The following is an 18,530-nucleotide window of genomic DNA, read 5'->3' as shown; positions in this document are numbered from 1 at the left end:
AACAATGTTCTTATATCTTGTAGCAACTCCTTATTAATGATAGCTCACCCTTTCCGATATCTAGCATTTTGCATATTTCCACATCATCGTAACCCGAATTTATAAGATGTTTCACTTTAAGAGATAGCTCATTTTCTTTTTTTATTTCCTGTTTTGATTCTATAAAAATATCTGCTTTTTTTCCTGCCTCATTCTTTATTAGATTATAATTTTCATAAACTTTCATATGATTATTACTTCTTATTTCAGCAATCACTTTATCTAAAAAAAATCTTCTTTTTTCTGGTACTATCAATCTATCATTTGCCTCATATTCCTGCTCAAATATTTTATCAAAGTACCTGCTATCTTTATTTTTTGATTCCTTATGTAAATTTGCAATTATAGTTACTATTATCAAAATAGACACTACTATTAATATAATTTGTATCATCACATCAATCACCATCTATATAGAATATTTAAGTTCTTTTATTTTATTTCTTAGGTTTCTTATTGACTTTCTATGGAGTTGTGAAACTCTGGATTCTGAAACACCTAGCACTTTTCCTATCTCCTTTAAATTTAAATCTTCATAATAGTACAGTGAAAGTATTAATTTTTCCTTTTCTCTTAAATTATTAATTGCTTTAGATAGAATATCTAACTTTTCTTCTTCTTCTATTATATTTGCTGGAGTATGTTCCTCCCTATAACTTATTACATCTTGTATAGTTTCATTTGTATCTTCAAAAATTACATGGTTTAATGACACAATATTTAACATGTCTATATTACTCTCAATATCATTGAGTTCCTTTTCTGAAATATTTAATTCTTTTGCAATTTCATGTGAAGTCGGTTCTCTTAATAATTCTGCTTGTAATTTTTCTATTACTCTATTATACTTATTCACTTTTGTTAAGTTATGTTTAGAAATTGGACTTTGATTTCTGATTTCATCTAATATAGCAGATTTTATCTTTATATAGGAGTAACTAGAGAACTTTGCTCCTTTTTCAACATCAAATTTATTTATTGCATCAATCAATCCTATGACTCCACTATTTACTAAATCTTGATATTCAAAGCCTTTCCCTGGTATAAAAAACTTTCTTGCTATACTCTTTACAAGAGGCATATTCTCTTTTATTAATTCTTCTCTATTCATTAAATTACGCCTCCTTAGCTTTTAAATATATTAAACATTTTTCTTAGTAAACCTTTGTTATCAATAATCTCTTCTTTTGTCTCATATTTTGATTGACTTACCATTCTCTTGGCTATAGATATAATGCATTTTGATGCAATACTTGTAGGATATTCTAAAATAAATGGTATCTGTTTTTTTACACATACACTCACTTTTTTATCCTCCATTATATATCCATACAATTCTAAATTAAGATTTAAAAATTTATCTACAACCATATTTATTCTGTTATATGTAGATTTTGCCTCTTCTAAATTAACCACTCTATTGATTATTATGTTTGCACTTCTCTTTATACCAAAGTTGCTTATGGCTTTTAATAAACTGTATGCATCAGTCAATGATGTAGGTTCTGGTGTTGTTATTAAGAAAAATTCAGTACTACAATATATGAATGACAATAGACTTTTACTCATACCAGCTCCTGTGTCAATTATTATAAAATCAACATCATGAATCTGCTCTATACTATGTATAAACTTATTTCTTTGAGCTTCTGTGAAGTCTTCTATATGATTAAGAGCAGAGCCTCCAGAGATTATGTTTACACCATATTTAGTTTGTGAAATTATGTCTTCTATATTTTTTTCACCATTAATTACATCAATTATGGTTCCTTTTACATTTACACCCATTATTATATCTATATTAGACATTCCTATATCTGCATCTAATATAAGAACTTTTTTATTAAGTTTAGTCAAGCATATAGACAAATTTGTAGCTAAATTACTCTTTCCAACTCCACCTTTACCAGAAGCTATTGTAATTATCTTAGGTGTATTTCTATTCTCTGTAATAAATTCATCCATTCCTTTTTTTTCTATTGCAATTTTTCTTAAAATTTGAGCTTGGTCCATCATATACTTTCAACTCCTAATAACAATCTTATAATCTTATCTTCATTAGGTTTTATAATATCATCAGGAACATTTTGTCCTGTTGTAATATATGATATTGGTTTTTGTGCATAATTCATTATGTTAAATAATGAGCCATATGTAATTGTTTCATCTAGTTTTGTAATTATTAAGCTTTTAAAGTTCACATTTCTATACGAATCTATAATCGCTTTTGTATCAGTTTCTCTTGTCGTACAATTCAAAACTAAATGTATATTATCGGTTTCAGCTTTATCTATAAGATTCTTGATTTCTAGTATTTGCATAGAATTTTTATATCCTCTACCTGTAGTATCTATTAATACAACATCACAATCTTTCATCTCATCAAGTGCCAATTCCATCTCATCAGAGCTTATTACCCCTTTAAAAGGTATATTCATTATGTCAGTATATATTTTTAACTGCTCTACAGCACCAATTCTATAGGTATCTATAGTTATTACACCTACTTTTTTATTTTCTTCAAAGACTAATTTAGCAGCTAACTTTGCTATTGTAGTTGTTTTACCTACTCCTGGGGGCCCAACTAGAGCAATTTTTCCATTTATCGTTTGATTTTCTATTTTAATCTTTTTCTTTAAACTCTCTACTAAATTTTTACTTGTATCAACTCCATTAAACTTCATTTCTTGTAAATCAGCTCTTATAAATTCTACGATTTCTTCATTTAACTCTAAATTTAATAAGTTCTTACATATTTTATCTATATCATTATCATTTTTATTATCAAATCCCATGTTGCTTATAATTGACTTTAATTGTTCTATCTCTCGTTTTAAATCTTTTTGTTCTATATTATCTCTCTTTTCCCATCCAACAGTTAATTCAATATCTTTCTTTGAAAAAATACCTCGTATGCCAGATTTTCTTACTTCTCTTTTATCTATTAATGTAATATTGTCACCTAATTCCATTTTGGCTAGATTCATAGCATCCTGAATTGTATCAGCTGTATACTTTTTCGTCATCATATATGCTCACCACACCTTCTGCTTTGATTTTAACATCGTTAGGTATTTCGTTTAATGATAATACAGTCAAATTAGGATATACAAGCTCAACTAACTTTCTAAATGGTGCTCTTATCTTTGGTGATACTACTATTACTGGTATATTATGATTGAAATATACATTACTCATTATACCTTGTATACTTTCAAATATTTTATTTGTGTTTTCTGGGTCAACAGCTGGATAAGTTCCATTTACAGACCTTTGTAAATTATTAGATACTAGTTCCTCTGTTTCTGGAGACAATGTAGACACTACAATTGACTTCTCTTCATCGACCAAATTTGTACAAATACTTCTAGCTAAAGCTATTCTCACGTATTCAGTAAGAAGCTCTATATCTTTAGTATTTCTAGACTGGTCTGCAAGTGTTTCAAGTATTGTAACACGGTCCTTTATATTTACTTTTTCTCTTAGCAGATTTTTAAGTACTTTTTGAACTTCACCAAGCGTCATTAAATCTGGTATTAACTCGTCAACCACAGCACTATAATTTTCTCTTGCTGCATCTATAATAGTCTTAACTTCTTGTCTTCCCAATAATTCATGTGCATTGGATTTTATTATATCTAGTAAGTGAGTTATAAGTATTGTAGATGAATCTACCACTGTATAACCTTTTAATTCTGCATCTTCTACTTTGTCACTTTCTATCCAAAGCGCTTCTATTCCAAAAGTAGGCTCAATTGTCTTTATTCCAAATATATTAAAGCCTTGATTCATAGGGTCCATACATAAAACCATATTAGGCATTATCTCATATCCGCCAACTACATTGCCTTTTATCTTTATATTGTACTGGTTTGGATTTAATTGTAAATTATCTCTTATTCTTATGGGTTGTACAACTATACCCATATCTATAGCACACTGTCTTCTTATTGATGCTATTCTCTGAAGTAAATCTCCTCCTGCTGATTCATCAGCCAAGGATATTAGACCATACCCAATTTCTACTTCTATAGCTTCTACATTTATTAAGTTTGTAACATCTTCTACTTCGTTTTTGTCTGGATTTACCATATCAGGTTTTTCAAACTCTAAATCTTCTAAAGTATCTTTCTTTTCTCTTCCTAAAAAATAACCTGCTGCTATTGCACCTATCCCCAGTGAAAAGAATGCTGGCTTAGGTAGTCCAGGCATCATACCAAGTACAATTAAGACACACCCAGTCATCATTATTGCTTTTGGTATTGCTGTTAATTGTCTACTTACTAGTCCACCAAAATTTTCATCAGTAGAAGCTCTTGTTACAATTATACCTGCTGATGTAGATATTAATAGAGCTGGTATCTGACTTACAAGACCATCCCCTATGGTAAGCCTTACATATGTTTGTGCTGCACCCATAAGAGTCATATTCAGCATTACAGCTCCTATTACAATTCCGCCTATAATATTTATTGCTGTTACTATAAGACCTGCTATAGCATCTCCTTTTACAAACTTATTGGCACCATCCATAGAACCATAAAAGTCAGCTTCTTGTTGAAGTTCTTTTCTTCTTTTTCTAGCAGTTTTATCATCTATAACACCTGCATTTAAATCTGCATCTATACTCATCTGCTTACCTGGCATGGCATCTAACGTAAATCTAGCTGTTACTTCAGATACTCTTCCAGAACCATTAGTTATAACAACAAATTGAACAATTAATATGATTAGGAATATAATTATTCCTACTACATAATTTCCACCTACAACAAAACTTCCAAATGCCTCTATAACTTCACCTGCATATCCTTGAGTTAGAATCAATCTAGTTGATGAAAGATTTAATCCTAATCTAAATAGTGTTGTTACAAGTAACACTGTTGGAAATATAGATAAATCAAGTACATTTGTTGTAAATAATGTCATTAATAAAATTAGCACAGATAAACTTATGTTAATTGCCAGTAAAATATCTAATATAAATGTAGGTAATGGCACTATCATCATAAGAACAATTCCTACAACACCAAAAGCCACTATTACATCCATATTTTCCTTTAGATTAAACTTATTCATTACTTATCCTACCTTTTTGGGATTTTGTATCTGTTTTTGATTTTATATACTGCTACTAATATTTCTGCAAAAGCTTGATACATGTCCTCTGGAATTTCTTGGTCTATTTCTACTTGCTTATATAACAACCTAGCTATAGGTTTATTCTCTATTATAGGGATGTCATTTCCCTTTGCTATTTCTCTTATTTTAAAGGCCAAATAGTCTGCACCTTTTGCCACTACTACTGGAGCTTGGTCCTTCCCTTTTTCATACCTTACTGCTATAGATAAGTGGGTCGGATTAGTTACTATCACAGTGGCATTTGGGACTGCTTGCATAGTCCTTTGGGATGAAATTTGCCTTTGCTTTTGTTTTATCTTAGCTTTTATTTCTGGGTCTCCCTCTGCATTTTTATATTCATCTTTAACTTCTTGTTTTGTCATTCTCAGTTGCTTTTTATGACTGTATCTTTGATAAAAGTAGTCTGCAACTGCTATAGCTATCATAGCTATACAAATTTTACTCAATATGGAATATACTAAATCTTTAACTGTATACATTAAACTAGGTAGGTATATGTTACCTAGCTTTAATATATCTAAGTAATTATCTTGAAAAAATGTATACCCTATATAAGCTAATACAGATATTATTGCTGTATCCTTTATTAAAGTTGATAAGCTCCTCATAGAAAACATATTTTTAAATCCACTAATAGGATTTAATTTTGATAAATTTGGTTTCAAAGTTTCCCCAGTAAACAGGATTCCTACTTGAAATAGGTTAGCTACTATACCTAAAACTAAGAAAGGAATGGCTATTGGCAAAAATATCTTAAAAAAATCCATTAATCCTACAATAACTAATTTTTCTAGGTTTGAATAATTTATATTCATATAAAAATTCACGTTTAAAAAATAATTAAGTGAAGATTTAAGTGTGTCCACTACATATGAAAACAATGTAGGAACTAATAAAGTGAATGCAAGTAGAGTCATTGCAACTGGTAATTCTCTACTTTTTGCTATATTACCCTTTTTTCTTTGTTCACCCTTTTTCTTTGGAGTAGCTTCTTCGGTCTTATCCGTTGAACCCATAAAAAACATAGGAGCTAGAGCAAAGGTTCCCTCATACATCTTTGGTATTTGACTCAGTAGATGACTTATCTGGCTAACGATTAAAGGTATTGATATGATAAATAAGGCTATACCAACCAATATTTTTAATGGCATACCAACTATCATTACATTCAGTTGGGGAACACTTCTTGATATAAGTCCTAAGATAAAATCTGCCATAAGCAGACAAAGCACGATAGGTATTGCTATTTTGAATCCAGTTATAAAGCACTGTACAAATATGTTTATTATATAGTCTATATTATTATCTACAAATGATTTTCCTATTGGAATTAACTCAAAACTATACCTTATACCTCGAATTAAAATATGATGTCCATCCATGCTAAAAAATATCATTATCGCTGTCCAGTTCATAAGATTATCAATTAAAGTTGTCTGAGTCATTGAGTTTGGGTCAAACATATTAATCATTGACAATCCCATCTGTTGGTCCATCATAGAACCAGCCATCCTGATACTATAAAAACACAGATTCGTTATATATCCAAGTATAATGCCTGTTATGGTTTCATTTATTCCATATAACGTAAACATTATAATATTATCTATATCTGCTGCATATTCAATCTGCATAGTACTTGAAATCAGTATTGATATAATGATTGCAAAGAGTGACTTAAATAAAGCAGGTGTACCAGATGGAAATAGTATCCTCAACGTCCCAAAAAAAGCTACTATTCTAATAAATACAAAAATCATATGTACCCTACCTACTTAGTTATAAGAGATATCATATTAAATATCTCAGAAGTAAAACTAATAAGAGTATGTAACATCCAGCTTCCACCAATAGCTACTACTAAAAGAATTGCTATCAGTTTTGGTACAAAAGTCAATGTTTGCTCCTGGATTTGAGTCGTAGCTTGAAACACACTTATTAAAAGTCCAACTATAAGAGAAACAATTAGTACTGGAGCTGCAATCATAGCTCCTGTAAACATTCCATTTTTAAGAACACTCATTATCATAAATTCACTCATACTATTTTTCTCCTATCCAAATCCCAATATCAATGTTTTTACTATCAAGTTCCATCCGTCCACCATTACAAATAATAGTAACTTAAATGGTAATGATATCATAACTGGAGGCAACATAAACATCCCCATAGACATTAGAACACTTGCAACAACAAGGTCTATTATCAAAAATGGTATGTATATTAAAAAACCTATTTGAAAAGCAGTTTTTAATTCACTTATAGCAAATGCTGGAACTACAACAGATAATGGTATGTTTTCACGAGTTAATTTTTTTTCTTTTAAACCAGCTTGTTCTACAAATAAATCTAAATCTGTTTGTCTAGTTTGCTTCAATAAAAACTCTTTAATAGGTCCTTCTGCTTCCTTCATAGCTTTTTCCATAGTAATTTCTTCTTTAATATATGGTTGTAATGCCTTTTCGTTTATTTCATTTAATACTGGTCTCATTATAAATATTGTCAATACTATTGCAAGCCCTACCAAGATTTGACTTGGTATTGCCTGTTGTGCTCCTAATGCTGATTTTAGAAATGATAGACTTATAACTATTCTGACAAAGCTTGTCATCATAAACATTACAAATGGTAAAAACATTAATGCAGTTAAAAATAAAAACAATTGCATTGAACTTGTATATGGTACATCAGCCAAAGGTAATTTTGATAATAGTTCCATTTACTTATCTTCCTTTTTTGTAAATTTTCCAATATATTTACTGAAATCATATTTTGTTTTGATTCTTTCCATTTTAAAATCTTGGATTTTAAAATTTCTTTCTTTAATATCATCTTCTATTTTTGATATTTCTTCCTTGGTCAAATCTTTTATCTTATTCATACTAGACGAAGAAGATGCAACAACGCATCCTTCTTCACCTATCTTCAAAATTATTATGCTATTGTTTTTACTTATACTTACAATGTCTAATATTTTTACATATTTATCATTGTATTTTTTTAATAAACTTCCTTGGCTAATTTTTAAAGATAAGACTATCAATATTAAAATTATTGGAATACATATTAATATCTTTAATAAATAAAGTATCATGTCTTACCATCCTTTATTGCACTACTATATTTGTAAAATATATATTTTGAATTACATTCCCACCTAGGTTTGTATTTAGTGTATTTTTTATTTCTTCTTTTATGTTATTTAAATTCTCAGCGGCAAAATCATCTGCTCTTTTTGCCATAAGACAATTTATGATATTATCTCTAATTAAAGGTGTACTTTTTTCTATATCTTTATATGAAGAATCATAAGATACAGTTATTGATACTTTTAGATACCTTACACCTTCATCAGCTAGTTTCAATACCATTTCTTCTAAATCAAGATTTTCTGTCTTTATTTCATCTTTATCTGTTCCTGTTGGAATAAACGAACCTATAATCTTATTAATTTGTTTATTTCCGCCTTTACCTAATATAAAAAATCCTGCTCCTGCTGAGAAAATAATTAGTATCAAAATAATTAGAAAAATTTTTTTATTTTTGAACAAATCTCTTCCTCCTAGTCGATAGTTATAAGTATGTTAACTCTTCTATTCTCAGCTCTTCCTTTTGCTGTTTCATTTGAAACCAAAGGCTGATATTCTCCACATCCTGTTGCTGAAAACAATTTAGGGTCCATTCCCTTTTCTTCTACAAAGTATCTTACAACACTTACTGCTCTACTAGAAGATAAATCCCAATTGGATTCATGTGTACTTGATTTTACAGGTACATTATCAGTATGACCTTCTATAACTATCTTATTTTTCATCATTTTTATCATGTCATATACTTTATTGAGAGTAGCTTTACTATTAACTTTTAACTCCGAAATCCCAGAGTCAAATAGTATTGAATCATCTAACTCTAGTAAAATCCCTCTACTATCATCTTTAACTGTTACGCTGTTTTGTAGGTTAGAATTATTAACCTTATCTTTTAAATCTTGCTCTAAATTTGACTTATCACTTTTATCCACTAAAGTACTATCTATTGGTGATTTATCACTTGTGCTTGAACCTGTACTAAACATACTTATTCCAGAAAACTGACCTTTTAATGCATTTGATATATTTTTGAATTTTTCCATATCTACAACTGATGTCGCATACAATAATACAAAAAACGTAAGAATCAGTGTTATTGTATCAGCATAAGTAGCTAGCCATGCATCTGGATTTATATCATCCTTCTTCTTATTTTTTTTACGCCCCATTACTCATTGCTCTTTCTGTATTTTTATTGGTTTTTGTAAACTGTAATTTCTCACTTCTTGAAAGGTATGTTGCTAAACGTTCTTCAACCACTATACTGCTTTCACCAGATTGTATGCTTATTATTCCTTCTAACATCATTTCTTTCATATAAACTTCTTTTTCTGTTTTTTCATCTATATTATATGCAATTGGATTTAAAGCGATATTAGCAAGTAAAGAACCATAGAATGTTGTGATTAATGCCTTTCCCATACCAGATGCTATTAAGTCTGGAGATGTAAGGTCAGATAGCATTTGTATAAGACCTATTAATGTCCCCAACATCCCAAAAGCAGGTGCAAAAGTACCCCAAGTTTTAAATATCTTAGAATACCTATTATTTGTATCTTCAATAGAATCTATCTCTAATTCTAATATAGACCTTATCTCATTTACTTCCAGACCATCAATACATAACTCTAATCCTTTTCTCATGAATGGGTCTTGTATTTTCATTACATCACTTTCTATTGATAGAAGCCCTTCTTTTCTGGCCTTTTTAGAAAGTGCTTTAAATTGATTTAATAAATCTAATTTTGATACACTCGTTGTCTTAAATGAGTACTGAAGTGCATTTTTTATAAGTTTCATATCATCAAGAGTAAATGTAATCATTAACGCTCCAAACGACCCAAATACTGTGATTAGTATTGATGCAAAATCAAAGAAACTTTTTAGTCCTGAACTACTTCCTTTTACAGCTCCAAATAAAACTAATACTGTAGATAATATTAGTCCAATAAATGTCAGTGAATCTGTTTTTTTCATTATTTTTCGCTCCTAATATAACCTACATTTATTTTCCTTTTATATTTTATTACTTTATCTACTATCTCGTTTACAGACTCTTTTACAAGGTTTTTTTCCCCTGTTGTAAGTAAAATCCTGCTCTCTGGTACAGAGTCGATTCTTACTATAAGGTCTGAGTTTAATATGTAACTTCTTCCATTTAAATCTGTTACTCTTATCATAATATGTACCTACTATCTCTTAAGACTTATTATCTCTTGTAGGATTTCATCTGATGTTGATATTATTTTGCTGTTTGCTTGGAAAGACCTACTTGCTATTATCATTTCTGTGAATTCTTCTGCTATGTCTACATTTGAAGCTTCTATTGCTCCTTGTATTATTGTTCCTGTAGCTCCTGCTATTTGTGGGTCTCCTGAGTTTGCTGATGGCTTAAATAAGTTTCCTCCTTCAGCATCTAGTCCTGCTGGATTTTGGAATGCGTATGTTTGTACTTTTTGCATTGTTCCTTTTGTTATATCAGCTATAGGAGGAGTAGGTTGCTTACCAACTTCTGAATTTACAGGTATCTTATACACAAATTGTGTTCTCTGACCATCACTTAGTAGAAATTCTACAGTTCCATCTTTTGATATATTATACTCTAGTACATTTTGAACTGTTCCATCCTTAGGACTTATACTTTGAAGTGGTATTACAATTGGTTCATTACCTATTGGTGCTCCATCAGGTGTGAAGGTTCCTTTAGTAGCATCATATTTTCCATTCATAACTTGCCCCACTAGCATATATCCATCGCCATTTACAAGCCTTCCACCTTTAATTTCTTTTAAAGCACCATCAGCTGCTGTAAACCCTGTATCTAAATTAAAAGAACCATCTCTTGTATACATAACTGTGCCTTGCCTTGCTACTGGAAAATATCCATCTCCATCTATCATTAAATCTGATGGTCTATTAGTTGGCTGTACATTTCCTTGCGTCATATCTTTATTTATACTTGATATCTTACTACCTACACCTACTTGTCCTAAGTTTGTTCCCCCTAATGCAGCCGTTGGAGCACTTGCATATAATACAGTTTGATAAAATGAATCTGTTATTCTAGCAGAACTTTTCTTAAAAGCAGTAGTCCCTGCATTTGCTACATTGTTACCTATTACATCTAGCTTTGTTTGATTTGCTTTCATCCCACTTACACCTGAATACATTGCTTTTATCATGAATATACCTCTTTTCTAGTTTAATATTATACTTGTTCTGTAGAACTTTCTTCTTCACCTAATTCTGGAGAATTTTCTTCTTCATCTGAATTTGTATCTACTTCTCCTATTTTAAGTAATTTTTCATATTTAACATCTACAGTTTTATCACTGCCTTCTACTTTCAACTCTAAGTGTACCTCTCCATCCTTTATATATGTGGACTTTACTACACCTACAATATTTTCATCTTCTTTTTCTTCTCCAGATACCTCTACTTGTTTACCAATTAATGATGTTGCCATGCTTAATGCAGAATTTATTAGAGTAGAGTTGCTTAAAGCTAAAAGTACATCTAACTTATCATTCATAGCAGACATCTTTTCTAAAGTTGCAAACTGAGCTAATTGTGATACATACTCTGTTGGGTCTTGTGGATTCATTGGGTCTTGATTACCCATTTGTGCTACAAGTATTTTCATAAATAAATCTTTATCAGCATCGTCTCCCTGTCCTATAATTGGAGTTCCATTATCTGTTACTGTCTGATTTCCTTTACTTCTAACTTGTTTATTTGCAATATCATTAATATTTTTTTCAAGCTGGTTTAAGTTATTTGACCTATAGTTTCCTTGAGCACTTGCTAAAGCTGCTGCTACTCCGTACATACAATACTTCCCCCTTATTAAGCTAATAAATCTACTCTATCATCATCAATAATATTTTCTTTAATCTCATCTTCTATGACTACATTGTTATGTTTACTATTTGTGCCTTGTTTATTCATATTTTCTTGGTTATTTTGTCTATTCTGTTGTTCAAATGCCTTATCAAAAGTATCTGATGTATTTCTATTGTCACTATGCATTTGCACAGATACATCTTTTATGTTTACATTTGTAAGTTCAAGATGTTGCTTTAAATCTGTGATATTTTTATTTATAGAGTCAAACACATCTTTATTAAAAACAGTCACAACAGCTTTCATACTCTCACTATCTTTTAGTAATTGTATATTCATGTCTCCCAACTCTTTTGGTCTTAATTTAATTGTTAGCTCTTGTATATCATTTGTTTTCATATGTTTAATAGCCTTAATCGAATCATCCATGACATTTGATTCTATATGTTTTAAATTAACATTGTCATTTTTAGTTTTGTTTACATCCATACTTTTATTTATTACTTGGCTAAAGTTTCCGCTCTTATTTCCATTAGCCCCTGCTAGTTTTTCTAAAATATCAGAACTCTCTTCTCTTTGCTTATTTGAATTAAGCTTGTCCATTCTATTACTATTAAAATTGTATAAATCTACGCTTTTAGTATCTTCCTCTGTAGTTTTACTAATCACTTCAAAGTCTCCATTAGTATTATTGTCTAAAAGCTCTCTTAACTTCATAATATCTAAATTTTGCACATCATCAGATTTATTTGTATTATCCTTATTTAACTCTACATTTTGATTTACAATCTTATTCAACATATTTTTATTAAGTTTAAGTTCTTGCTTAAATTCATCTGATACATTTAACTTTTCTATATCATTTAGTATAGAGTTTATATCTTTGTCTTTCTTATCATTATTTTTTAATAGATTTATCAATTGTTGTAAAATCTCATTAATCTTACTGTAATCTTTTTCATATGTATTTTCTTCTTCTAAATGACTACTTTCATTTTCAAAATGACATTCATTATCACTCTTCTCTGATTTATCTGAGCTAACATTCTGATTACTTGTTTCTTTTCTATCTTTAATTGTTTTATTGTCTGTCGCCTTATATAAATTATCTTCAAACTTATTATTTTTTATATCTTTATCCTTAGATGAGCTTTTTTTATTCCCAATATCTTTAATAATATTATAAGAATCTGCTTGTATCTTCATACAATAATATCCTCACTTCCTACTATTCTTATAGAACTTGTCTATTTCTCAAGTAACTTATACTTGCAAATTCATCATTAGTTTTTTGTTCCTTCAGGTTTTCCTCTCTATAATACTGACCATACTTTTTTTCTTTAAGTTTTTCTAATGATTTTCTTTCTATTTGCTTGTCTATAAGCTGTTTTCTAGCTTTTTCAAGTTCGTTTGTTGACTTATCTAATTCTTCTGATAAATCCATTATAGAGTTATTTAGAGCTAACAAATAATTAATAGTTATCTTTTGATTTTGAATACTATCGTTATCTTTACTTATAGAATACTTATTATAATTACTTTCTAAGTTTTCCAAGTTATTCTCTATATCTATTTTTTTTTGTTGAATTTTAGCAAATTCCATTTTTATCTTTTCTTCATCTTTCATTTTTAAGTCTAAGACTTTCTGTAATCTAAACTTAAAGTTTTTATCCAACTTCATCACAACCTATTCAAATATTTTTTTAAATTGTTTATTCAAAGATTCTTTTCAGGTTACTTACAGTTTCATCAAAAGAACTCTTTTCATTTATTCCTTGTTTTAAAAAATTAATAATATGCTCATGATAGTAAATTGCCTCATCTATTTTTTTATTGGTACCTGAAGCATATGCACCTATATTTATCAAGTCTTCTGCTTCTCTATATTCAGATAGCATATCTCTTGCAAATGATGCTACTTTTATATCTTCTTTTGAAGCAATCTCATTCATAAGTCTACTTAAACTGTTCAAAACATCTATAGAAGGATAGTGATTCTTATTTGCCAAATCTCTAGATAAAACTATATGACCATCAAGTATCCCTCTTGTTGTATCTGCTATTGGCTCATTAAAATCATCTCCATCAACTAATACTGTATAAAATGCAGTGATAGAACCTTTATCTGATGTACCTGTTCTCTCCATAAGTTTTGGTAAAATAGCAAATACAGATGGTGTATACCCTTTTTGAGCTGGTGGCTCTCCTATTGCTATTCCTACTTCCCTTTGTGCCATAGCAAATCTAGTTACTGAGTCCATCATAAGTATTACTTTTTTTCCCTGGTCTCTAAAATACTCAGCTATTGCAGTAGCAGTAAGAGCACCTTTAAGTCTGACAAGAGGAGCTTTATCTGATGTCGCACATACAACAACAGATTTTTTCATCCCATCTTCTCCTAAATCTTTATCAATAAAATCTAGGACTTCTCTTCCTCTTTCTCCAACAAGGGCAATTACATTTACATCTGCTTTTGCATTTCTAGCAATCATACCTAGAGTTGTACTCTTACCTACTCCACTACCTGCAAATATTCCTATTCTCTGCCCTTCACCACAAGTAGTAAATGCATCTATTGCTCTTACACCAGTCTCCATTATATTTCGTATCTTTTTTCTCTTCATTGGGTCAGGAGGTTCATTATTCAAGTTATATCTATCTCCTAGAACAACTTCTGAATTATCTATAGGATTTCCAAGACCATCAAGTACTTTACCTAGTAAATTATCACTACACATAACACTTAGAGGTATACCCTTAGAAATAACTTTACAACCAGGTGATATTAATGTTAACTCTCCTAATGCCATTAAAATTACTTCTTTGTCTTTAAAGCCTACTACTTCACAATTAACTGGTTTGTTGACTTGATTGTATATAACACATAACTCTCCAACAAAAGCTTTTATCCCTTCAACTTCTACAGTAAGCCCTATTATCTTCTTAACTCTGCCTTCTGATATAGTAAGCTCTAAATTTTCTATTTTCTTATTTATTTTGTCAAAATCTATAGATATATCAGTTCTATACATACTTTATTCACCAAGCAATTCTTCTTTTAGTTTTTCCATAGCACAATCAACACCAACTATTATTCTCCCATTTTCCTTTTGTATAATAGCATTTCCTTTATCTATACTGTCATCTGCAATAACAAATACACTTGATTTTAATGATGTCTCTTCTTTGAATAGTTCAAACTCTTTCTCTATATTATCCTTATAGAAAGAATTACATCTTACTATGAATGAACTACTTCCTTCGTAATCTTGAATAATTTGCTTTAACAAGTCACTCATAGACTCTTCATCTTCAAAATGCTTTTTTAAAACAGAGCTAGCCATATTGATAGCAAGTCTTATAATTTCTTTGTTTTTTTCCTTTATGTACTCAGTCATTTTCTCATTAGCTTGTAATAGAATTAAATCTGCCTGATTTCTTATAAAATCTGCTTCATCTTTAGCTTTTTGGATATATTCATCGTAGGATTCCCTATATCCATCCTCATATCCATTTTTTTGACCTTGGCTATATCCTTTTTCATAAGCTTGTTTTTCTATATTTTGTGCATTTGTTTTTGCTTCTTCTAATATTTCATTCTTTTTTATCTCAGCAGACTCTATAGCTTCTTTTATTACTTCATCCCTAAATCTACAATCATTCTCTTCGTTTATATTTGTTTCTCCCAGTCTAGCTTTATCTATTATAGATAAATCTAGAATTCCTTTATATGATGCTTTTTCACTTTTAATAATTTTGTTATTCGACAAAGTCATCACCAAAATTCCTTACAATAGTTATAGCACCTTCTCTTTCAAGTTTTCTTACGCTATTTACTATTTTTTGCTGAGCACCTTCAACTTGTGCAACTTTTATTACACCAACCATCTCCATTTCTTCTTTAAGCGCTTCTGCTGCTCTAGAAGATTGATTTCTATATATAGCATCTGAAATTTCATCATCCACACCTTTTAAAGCATAAACTAAATCTTTCATAGTTACTTCTTTTAGTACTTTTTGTATGCTCATATCATCTAGTTTGACAATATCTTCAAATACAAATATATGAGATTTAATTTGGGCTGCTAAAGCTGGGTCTTTTTCTTCAACAGTATTCAAAATATTCTTTTCTGTTTTTCTATCAGAATTAAGTAATATTTGAACTAATGTAGCTATTCCACCATAATCTTTAAAATCATCACCACTTATTGAATGTAATTTATCTTCTAATGAACTTTCAATTACTTTTATAACTTCTGGAGATATTGAACCCATTGAACTTATTCTCATAGCTACCTCATTTTGTAAATTAAAATTTAAATGAGCTAAAATTTCTGCACCATCTTGTGGCTCCATATGTGCAAGTAAAATAGCTATAGTTTGTGCACTTTCATTTCTAAGTATTTCTAATATTTTCTTTGTATCCAATTTTATAATATGTTTAAAAGGCTTTGTACTTGTATCTATTGATATACCTTCAAGTAATTTATTTGCTTTAGAATTTCCCAAGGCATTACTTAGCAATTCTCTTGCATATTCCAGCCCACCTTCTATAACATAATCTTTTGCTTTATTTATTTCTACAAACTCTTTTAATATTTCTCTTCTTTCTTTTGAAGCTATTGAAGAAATATTTGCAATTTCCAAACCTATTTTTTGAACCTGTTTATCTGGAAGGCTTTTTATTATATCACTAGACACAGTTGGTCCTAATGTCATTAAAAGTACAGCAGCTTTTTTTAAACCCTCACCTTCTATTTTCTCACTCTTCTCATTTTCACTTATATCACTTAAGTCAAATGCACTAACATTCGTAATTTCTGTGGACACATTCTATCCCCCTTACTCATTTAACCAAGTCTTTATTATTTCTGTTACTTGGTCTGGTTTTTCTTCTGCATACATTTTAACAGCTTCTTCTAATGTCAATTCTGGGTCATCCCCTAATAGAGGATTATCTTTCTTATCAACAGTACTAGAATTAGCACTATAAACTTCATCCTCATAATCCATATCTTCTTGTTCACTTCTCTTCTTATATATTAAGTATCCAATAGCACCTACTGCAATAACTGCCACTACTCCAATAACTGCCTTTATTATATTAGTTTTGAAGCCTTCTTTTTTAATCTCTTCAAGTTCTTGTTTAGCTTCAGCCTTTCCTTTAGGGTCAAAGACCATTGAAACAACACTAAGAGTATCTCCCCTTGCTCCATCCATGCCTATAGCATTATTAACTATATCTTCCACATCAGCTTGAACTCCTTTAGCTATTTTTCCGTCTATAGCGACAGAAGCTGTCAATCTTCTAAGTTCTCCTGGTGCAATTATAGTATGAGTTTCAATCTTACCTGTCTCATATTCAAAACTCTCATCCAAACTATCTTCTGTGTTAGTGCCATTTTTATTTCCTTGATTATTCATATTAGCATCTACGCCTTGGACATTATTTGTGGCAGATTTAGATGAATTTTTTGACCTTGTTTCTTTTATTGCAACTTTATCAGGGTCAATTTTTATTTCAGTTTTTTCGGCTGTATCAAAACTTAAATCTGCATTTACTGTAGCTTTTACTTTTCCTGTACCAAATATTGGCTCTAGCATTTCCAAAATAGACTTTTCTAATTGTTTATTCAATGCTTGTTCAGATGCCTTATTTTTATCAACACTAATACCACCATTTATAGGTTGATTATTTTCATCAACTTCTTCATCATCTAAGATACCTTCTGATAATAGATTCATCTTATTATCAATAACTTGAACATTTTTCTCTGGTATATTTGTAACACTTCCTGATACAAGTGCCATAACAGATTTTATTTGATTTTTTTCTAAAGTTGTTCCTGGCTTTAACATTAAGTAAACTGCTGCACTTCCTGGAACTGCTTCTTTCTCAAACACTGAGGACTCTCCAAATGTTATATGTACTCTAGTATCTTCCACTTGTGGAAAACTCTTGATTGTTTTTTCTATCTCACCTTGTATGATTCGTTGCTTCTTAATTTGAAACTCCTCATCAGTAAGTCCTATAGACGAACTATCATCCATTAATGCAAATCCTTTAGAACCACCTGTAAGACTTGGAGCTAGCTCCAGCCTCAACTTATCGACTTCTGTTCTAGGAACATAAATTGTACTTCCCTTTACCTTAGTATCTATCTTTCTAGACTCTAATTCTGCTGATATATCTGCAGCATCTTGAACATCTAGTTCTGAAAATAAGACTGCATACTTATTTTTACTTGCAGATATTGCTGTAAATACTAGCGCTAAACATATAGCAACAATCCCTATACCTAATGCTATCTTAGTTCCTTTTTTTAAAGAACCTATTTTTGTCCTAGATTTAGCAACTTGCTCCTTAATCTTATTTTTAAAACTGGCTATCATTGATTATTACTCCTGTTCAAAAGG

At 30.1% G+C, this 18,530-nt stretch carries 21 protein-coding genes; all 21 read right to left on the bottom strand.

The annotated features are described in order from the left end of the window. Positions 1-10: 10 nt before the first annotated feature. From Q3287_RS15560 to fliF, 21 genes are read right to left on the bottom strand one after another with little or no spacing between them, the layout of a single operon-like run. The gene (locus tag Q3287_RS15560) at positions 11-433 is read right to left on the bottom strand and encodes a flagellar protein (RefSeq protein ID WP_407964378.1); all 423 of its coding nucleotides are present in this window, start codon (positions 431-433) and stop codon (positions 11-13) included. Between the two features lie 15 nt (positions 434-448). After that, entirely contained in the window at positions 449-1,150 is a 702-nt protein-coding gene (locus Q3287_RS15555) for a sigma-70 family RNA polymerase sigma factor (protein ID WP_054268826.1), read from the bottom strand. A 14-nt stretch (positions 1,151-1,164) separates the two neighbouring features. Next, complete coding sequence (locus Q3287_RS15550; protein WP_243193867.1) at positions 1,165-2,055, bottom strand: MinD/ParA family protein; 891 nt, start codon at positions 2,053-2,055, stop codon at positions 1,165-1,167. Then, positions 2,052-3,068 carry a flagellar biosynthesis protein FlhF gene (gene flhF / locus Q3287_RS15545; protein WP_054268824.1) on the bottom strand — a complete coding sequence of 339 codons (1,017 nt, stop codon included), beginning with the start codon at positions 3,066-3,068 and terminating at the stop codon, positions 2,052-2,054. Before flhF ends, Q3287_RS15550 begins: the two co-directional genes overlap by 4 nt. Next, a complete protein-coding gene (gene flhA / locus Q3287_RS15540) occupies positions 3,043-5,118 on the bottom strand; it encodes a flagellar biosynthesis protein FlhA (protein ID WP_407813921.1) in 2,076 nt (691 codons plus the stop codon). Before flhA ends, flhF begins: the two co-directional genes overlap by 26 nt. An 8-nt stretch (positions 5,119-5,126) precedes the next feature. Further along, positions 5,127-6,941 carry a fused FliR family export protein/FlhB family type III secretion system protein gene (locus Q3287_RS15535; protein WP_407964377.1) on the bottom strand — a complete coding sequence of 605 codons (1,815 nt, stop codon included), beginning with the start codon at positions 6,939-6,941 and terminating at the stop codon, positions 5,127-5,129. Positions 6,942-6,952: 11 nt separating this feature from the next. Beyond that, positions 6,953-7,222, bottom strand: coding sequence for a flagellar biosynthesis protein FliQ (gene fliQ / locus Q3287_RS15530; RefSeq protein ID WP_054275666.1), 270 nt, complete (start codon positions 7,220-7,222; stop codon positions 6,953-6,955). Positions 7,223-7,234: 12 nt separating this feature from the next. Continuing rightward, entirely contained in the window at positions 7,235-7,900 is a 666-nt protein-coding gene (gene fliP, locus Q3287_RS15525) for a flagellar type III secretion system pore protein FliP (RefSeq protein WP_054268820.1), read from the bottom strand. Next, complete coding sequence (locus Q3287_RS15520) at positions 7,901-8,275, bottom strand: flagellar biosynthetic protein FliO (protein WP_054275665.1); 375 nt, start codon at positions 8,273-8,275, stop codon at positions 7,901-7,903. It lies immediately after the preceding gene. Positions 8,276-8,288: 13 nt separating this feature from the next. Beyond that, entirely contained in the window at positions 8,289-8,732 is a 444-nt protein-coding gene (gene fliL / locus Q3287_RS15515; protein ID WP_219673463.1) for a flagellar basal body-associated FliL family protein, read from the bottom strand. Between the two features lie 11 nt (positions 8,733-8,743). Beyond that, entirely contained in the window at positions 8,744-9,439 is a 696-nt protein-coding gene (locus tag Q3287_RS15510) for an OmpA family protein (RefSeq protein ID WP_054275663.1), read from the bottom strand. Beyond that, positions 9,429-10,247, bottom strand: a complete 819-nt coding sequence (locus Q3287_RS15505) for a MotA/TolQ/ExbB proton channel family protein (protein WP_243193863.1) — start codon at positions 10,245-10,247, stop codon at positions 9,429-9,431. Before Q3287_RS15505 ends, Q3287_RS15510 begins: the two co-directional genes overlap by 11 nt. Further along, positions 10,247-10,450, bottom strand: coding sequence for a flagellar FlbD family protein (locus Q3287_RS15500; protein WP_243193862.1), 204 nt, complete (start codon positions 10,448-10,450; stop codon positions 10,247-10,249). Before Q3287_RS15500 ends, Q3287_RS15505 begins: the two co-directional genes overlap by 1 nt. Before the next feature lie 12 nt (positions 10,451-10,462). Then, positions 10,463-11,452 (bottom strand): flagellar hook-basal body complex protein, encoded by a 990-nt coding sequence (locus Q3287_RS15495; protein WP_243193861.1) that lies wholly within the window; start codon positions 11,450-11,452, stop codon positions 10,463-10,465. 26 nt (positions 11,453-11,478) lie between these two features. Then, entirely contained in the window at positions 11,479-12,099 is a 621-nt protein-coding gene (locus Q3287_RS15490) for a flagellar hook capping FlgD N-terminal domain-containing protein (RefSeq protein WP_243193860.1), read from the bottom strand. Between the two features lie 17 nt (positions 12,100-12,116). Then, positions 12,117-13,319: a flagellar hook-length control protein FliK gene (locus tag Q3287_RS15485; protein ID WP_407964376.1), complete on the bottom strand. Its 1,203-nt coding sequence runs from the start codon at positions 13,317-13,319 to the stop codon at positions 12,117-12,119. Positions 13,320-13,347: 28 nt separating this feature from the next. Further along, entirely contained in the window at positions 13,348-13,794 is a 447-nt protein-coding gene (gene fliJ, locus Q3287_RS15480) for a flagellar export protein FliJ (RefSeq protein ID WP_407964375.1), read from the bottom strand. A gap of 31 nt (positions 13,795-13,825) precedes the next feature. Beyond that, entirely contained in the window at positions 13,826-15,145 is a 1,320-nt protein-coding gene (gene fliI, locus Q3287_RS15475; RefSeq protein ID WP_054268810.1) for a flagellar protein export ATPase FliI, read from the bottom strand. A gap of 3 nt (positions 15,146-15,148) precedes the next feature. Further along, on the bottom strand, positions 15,149-15,889 hold the full coding sequence (locus Q3287_RS15470; RefSeq protein ID WP_054268809.1) for a FliH/SctL family protein: 741 nt from the start codon (positions 15,887-15,889) through the stop codon (positions 15,149-15,151). Beyond that, a complete protein-coding gene (gene fliG, locus Q3287_RS15465) occupies positions 15,873-16,943 on the bottom strand; it encodes a flagellar motor switch protein FliG (RefSeq protein WP_079739648.1) in 1,071 nt (356 codons plus the stop codon). Before fliG ends, Q3287_RS15470 begins: the two co-directional genes overlap by 17 nt. Positions 16,944-16,955: 12 nt before the next feature. Next, entirely contained in the window at positions 16,956-18,506 is a 1,551-nt protein-coding gene (fliF, locus tag Q3287_RS15460) for a flagellar basal-body MS-ring/collar protein FliF (RefSeq protein ID WP_054268808.1), read from the bottom strand. Positions 18,507-18,530 lie beyond the last annotated feature (24 nt).

The sequence above is a fragment of the Clostridioides sp. GD02404 genome, assembly GCF_045898275.1.
Classification (GTDB): domain Bacteria; phylum Bacillota; class Clostridia; order Peptostreptococcales; family Peptostreptococcaceae; genus Clostridioides; species Clostridioides difficile_A.
The sequence above is the reverse complement of the archived record's forward strand: the minus strand, read 5'-3'. Positions and strand labels throughout refer to the sequence as shown.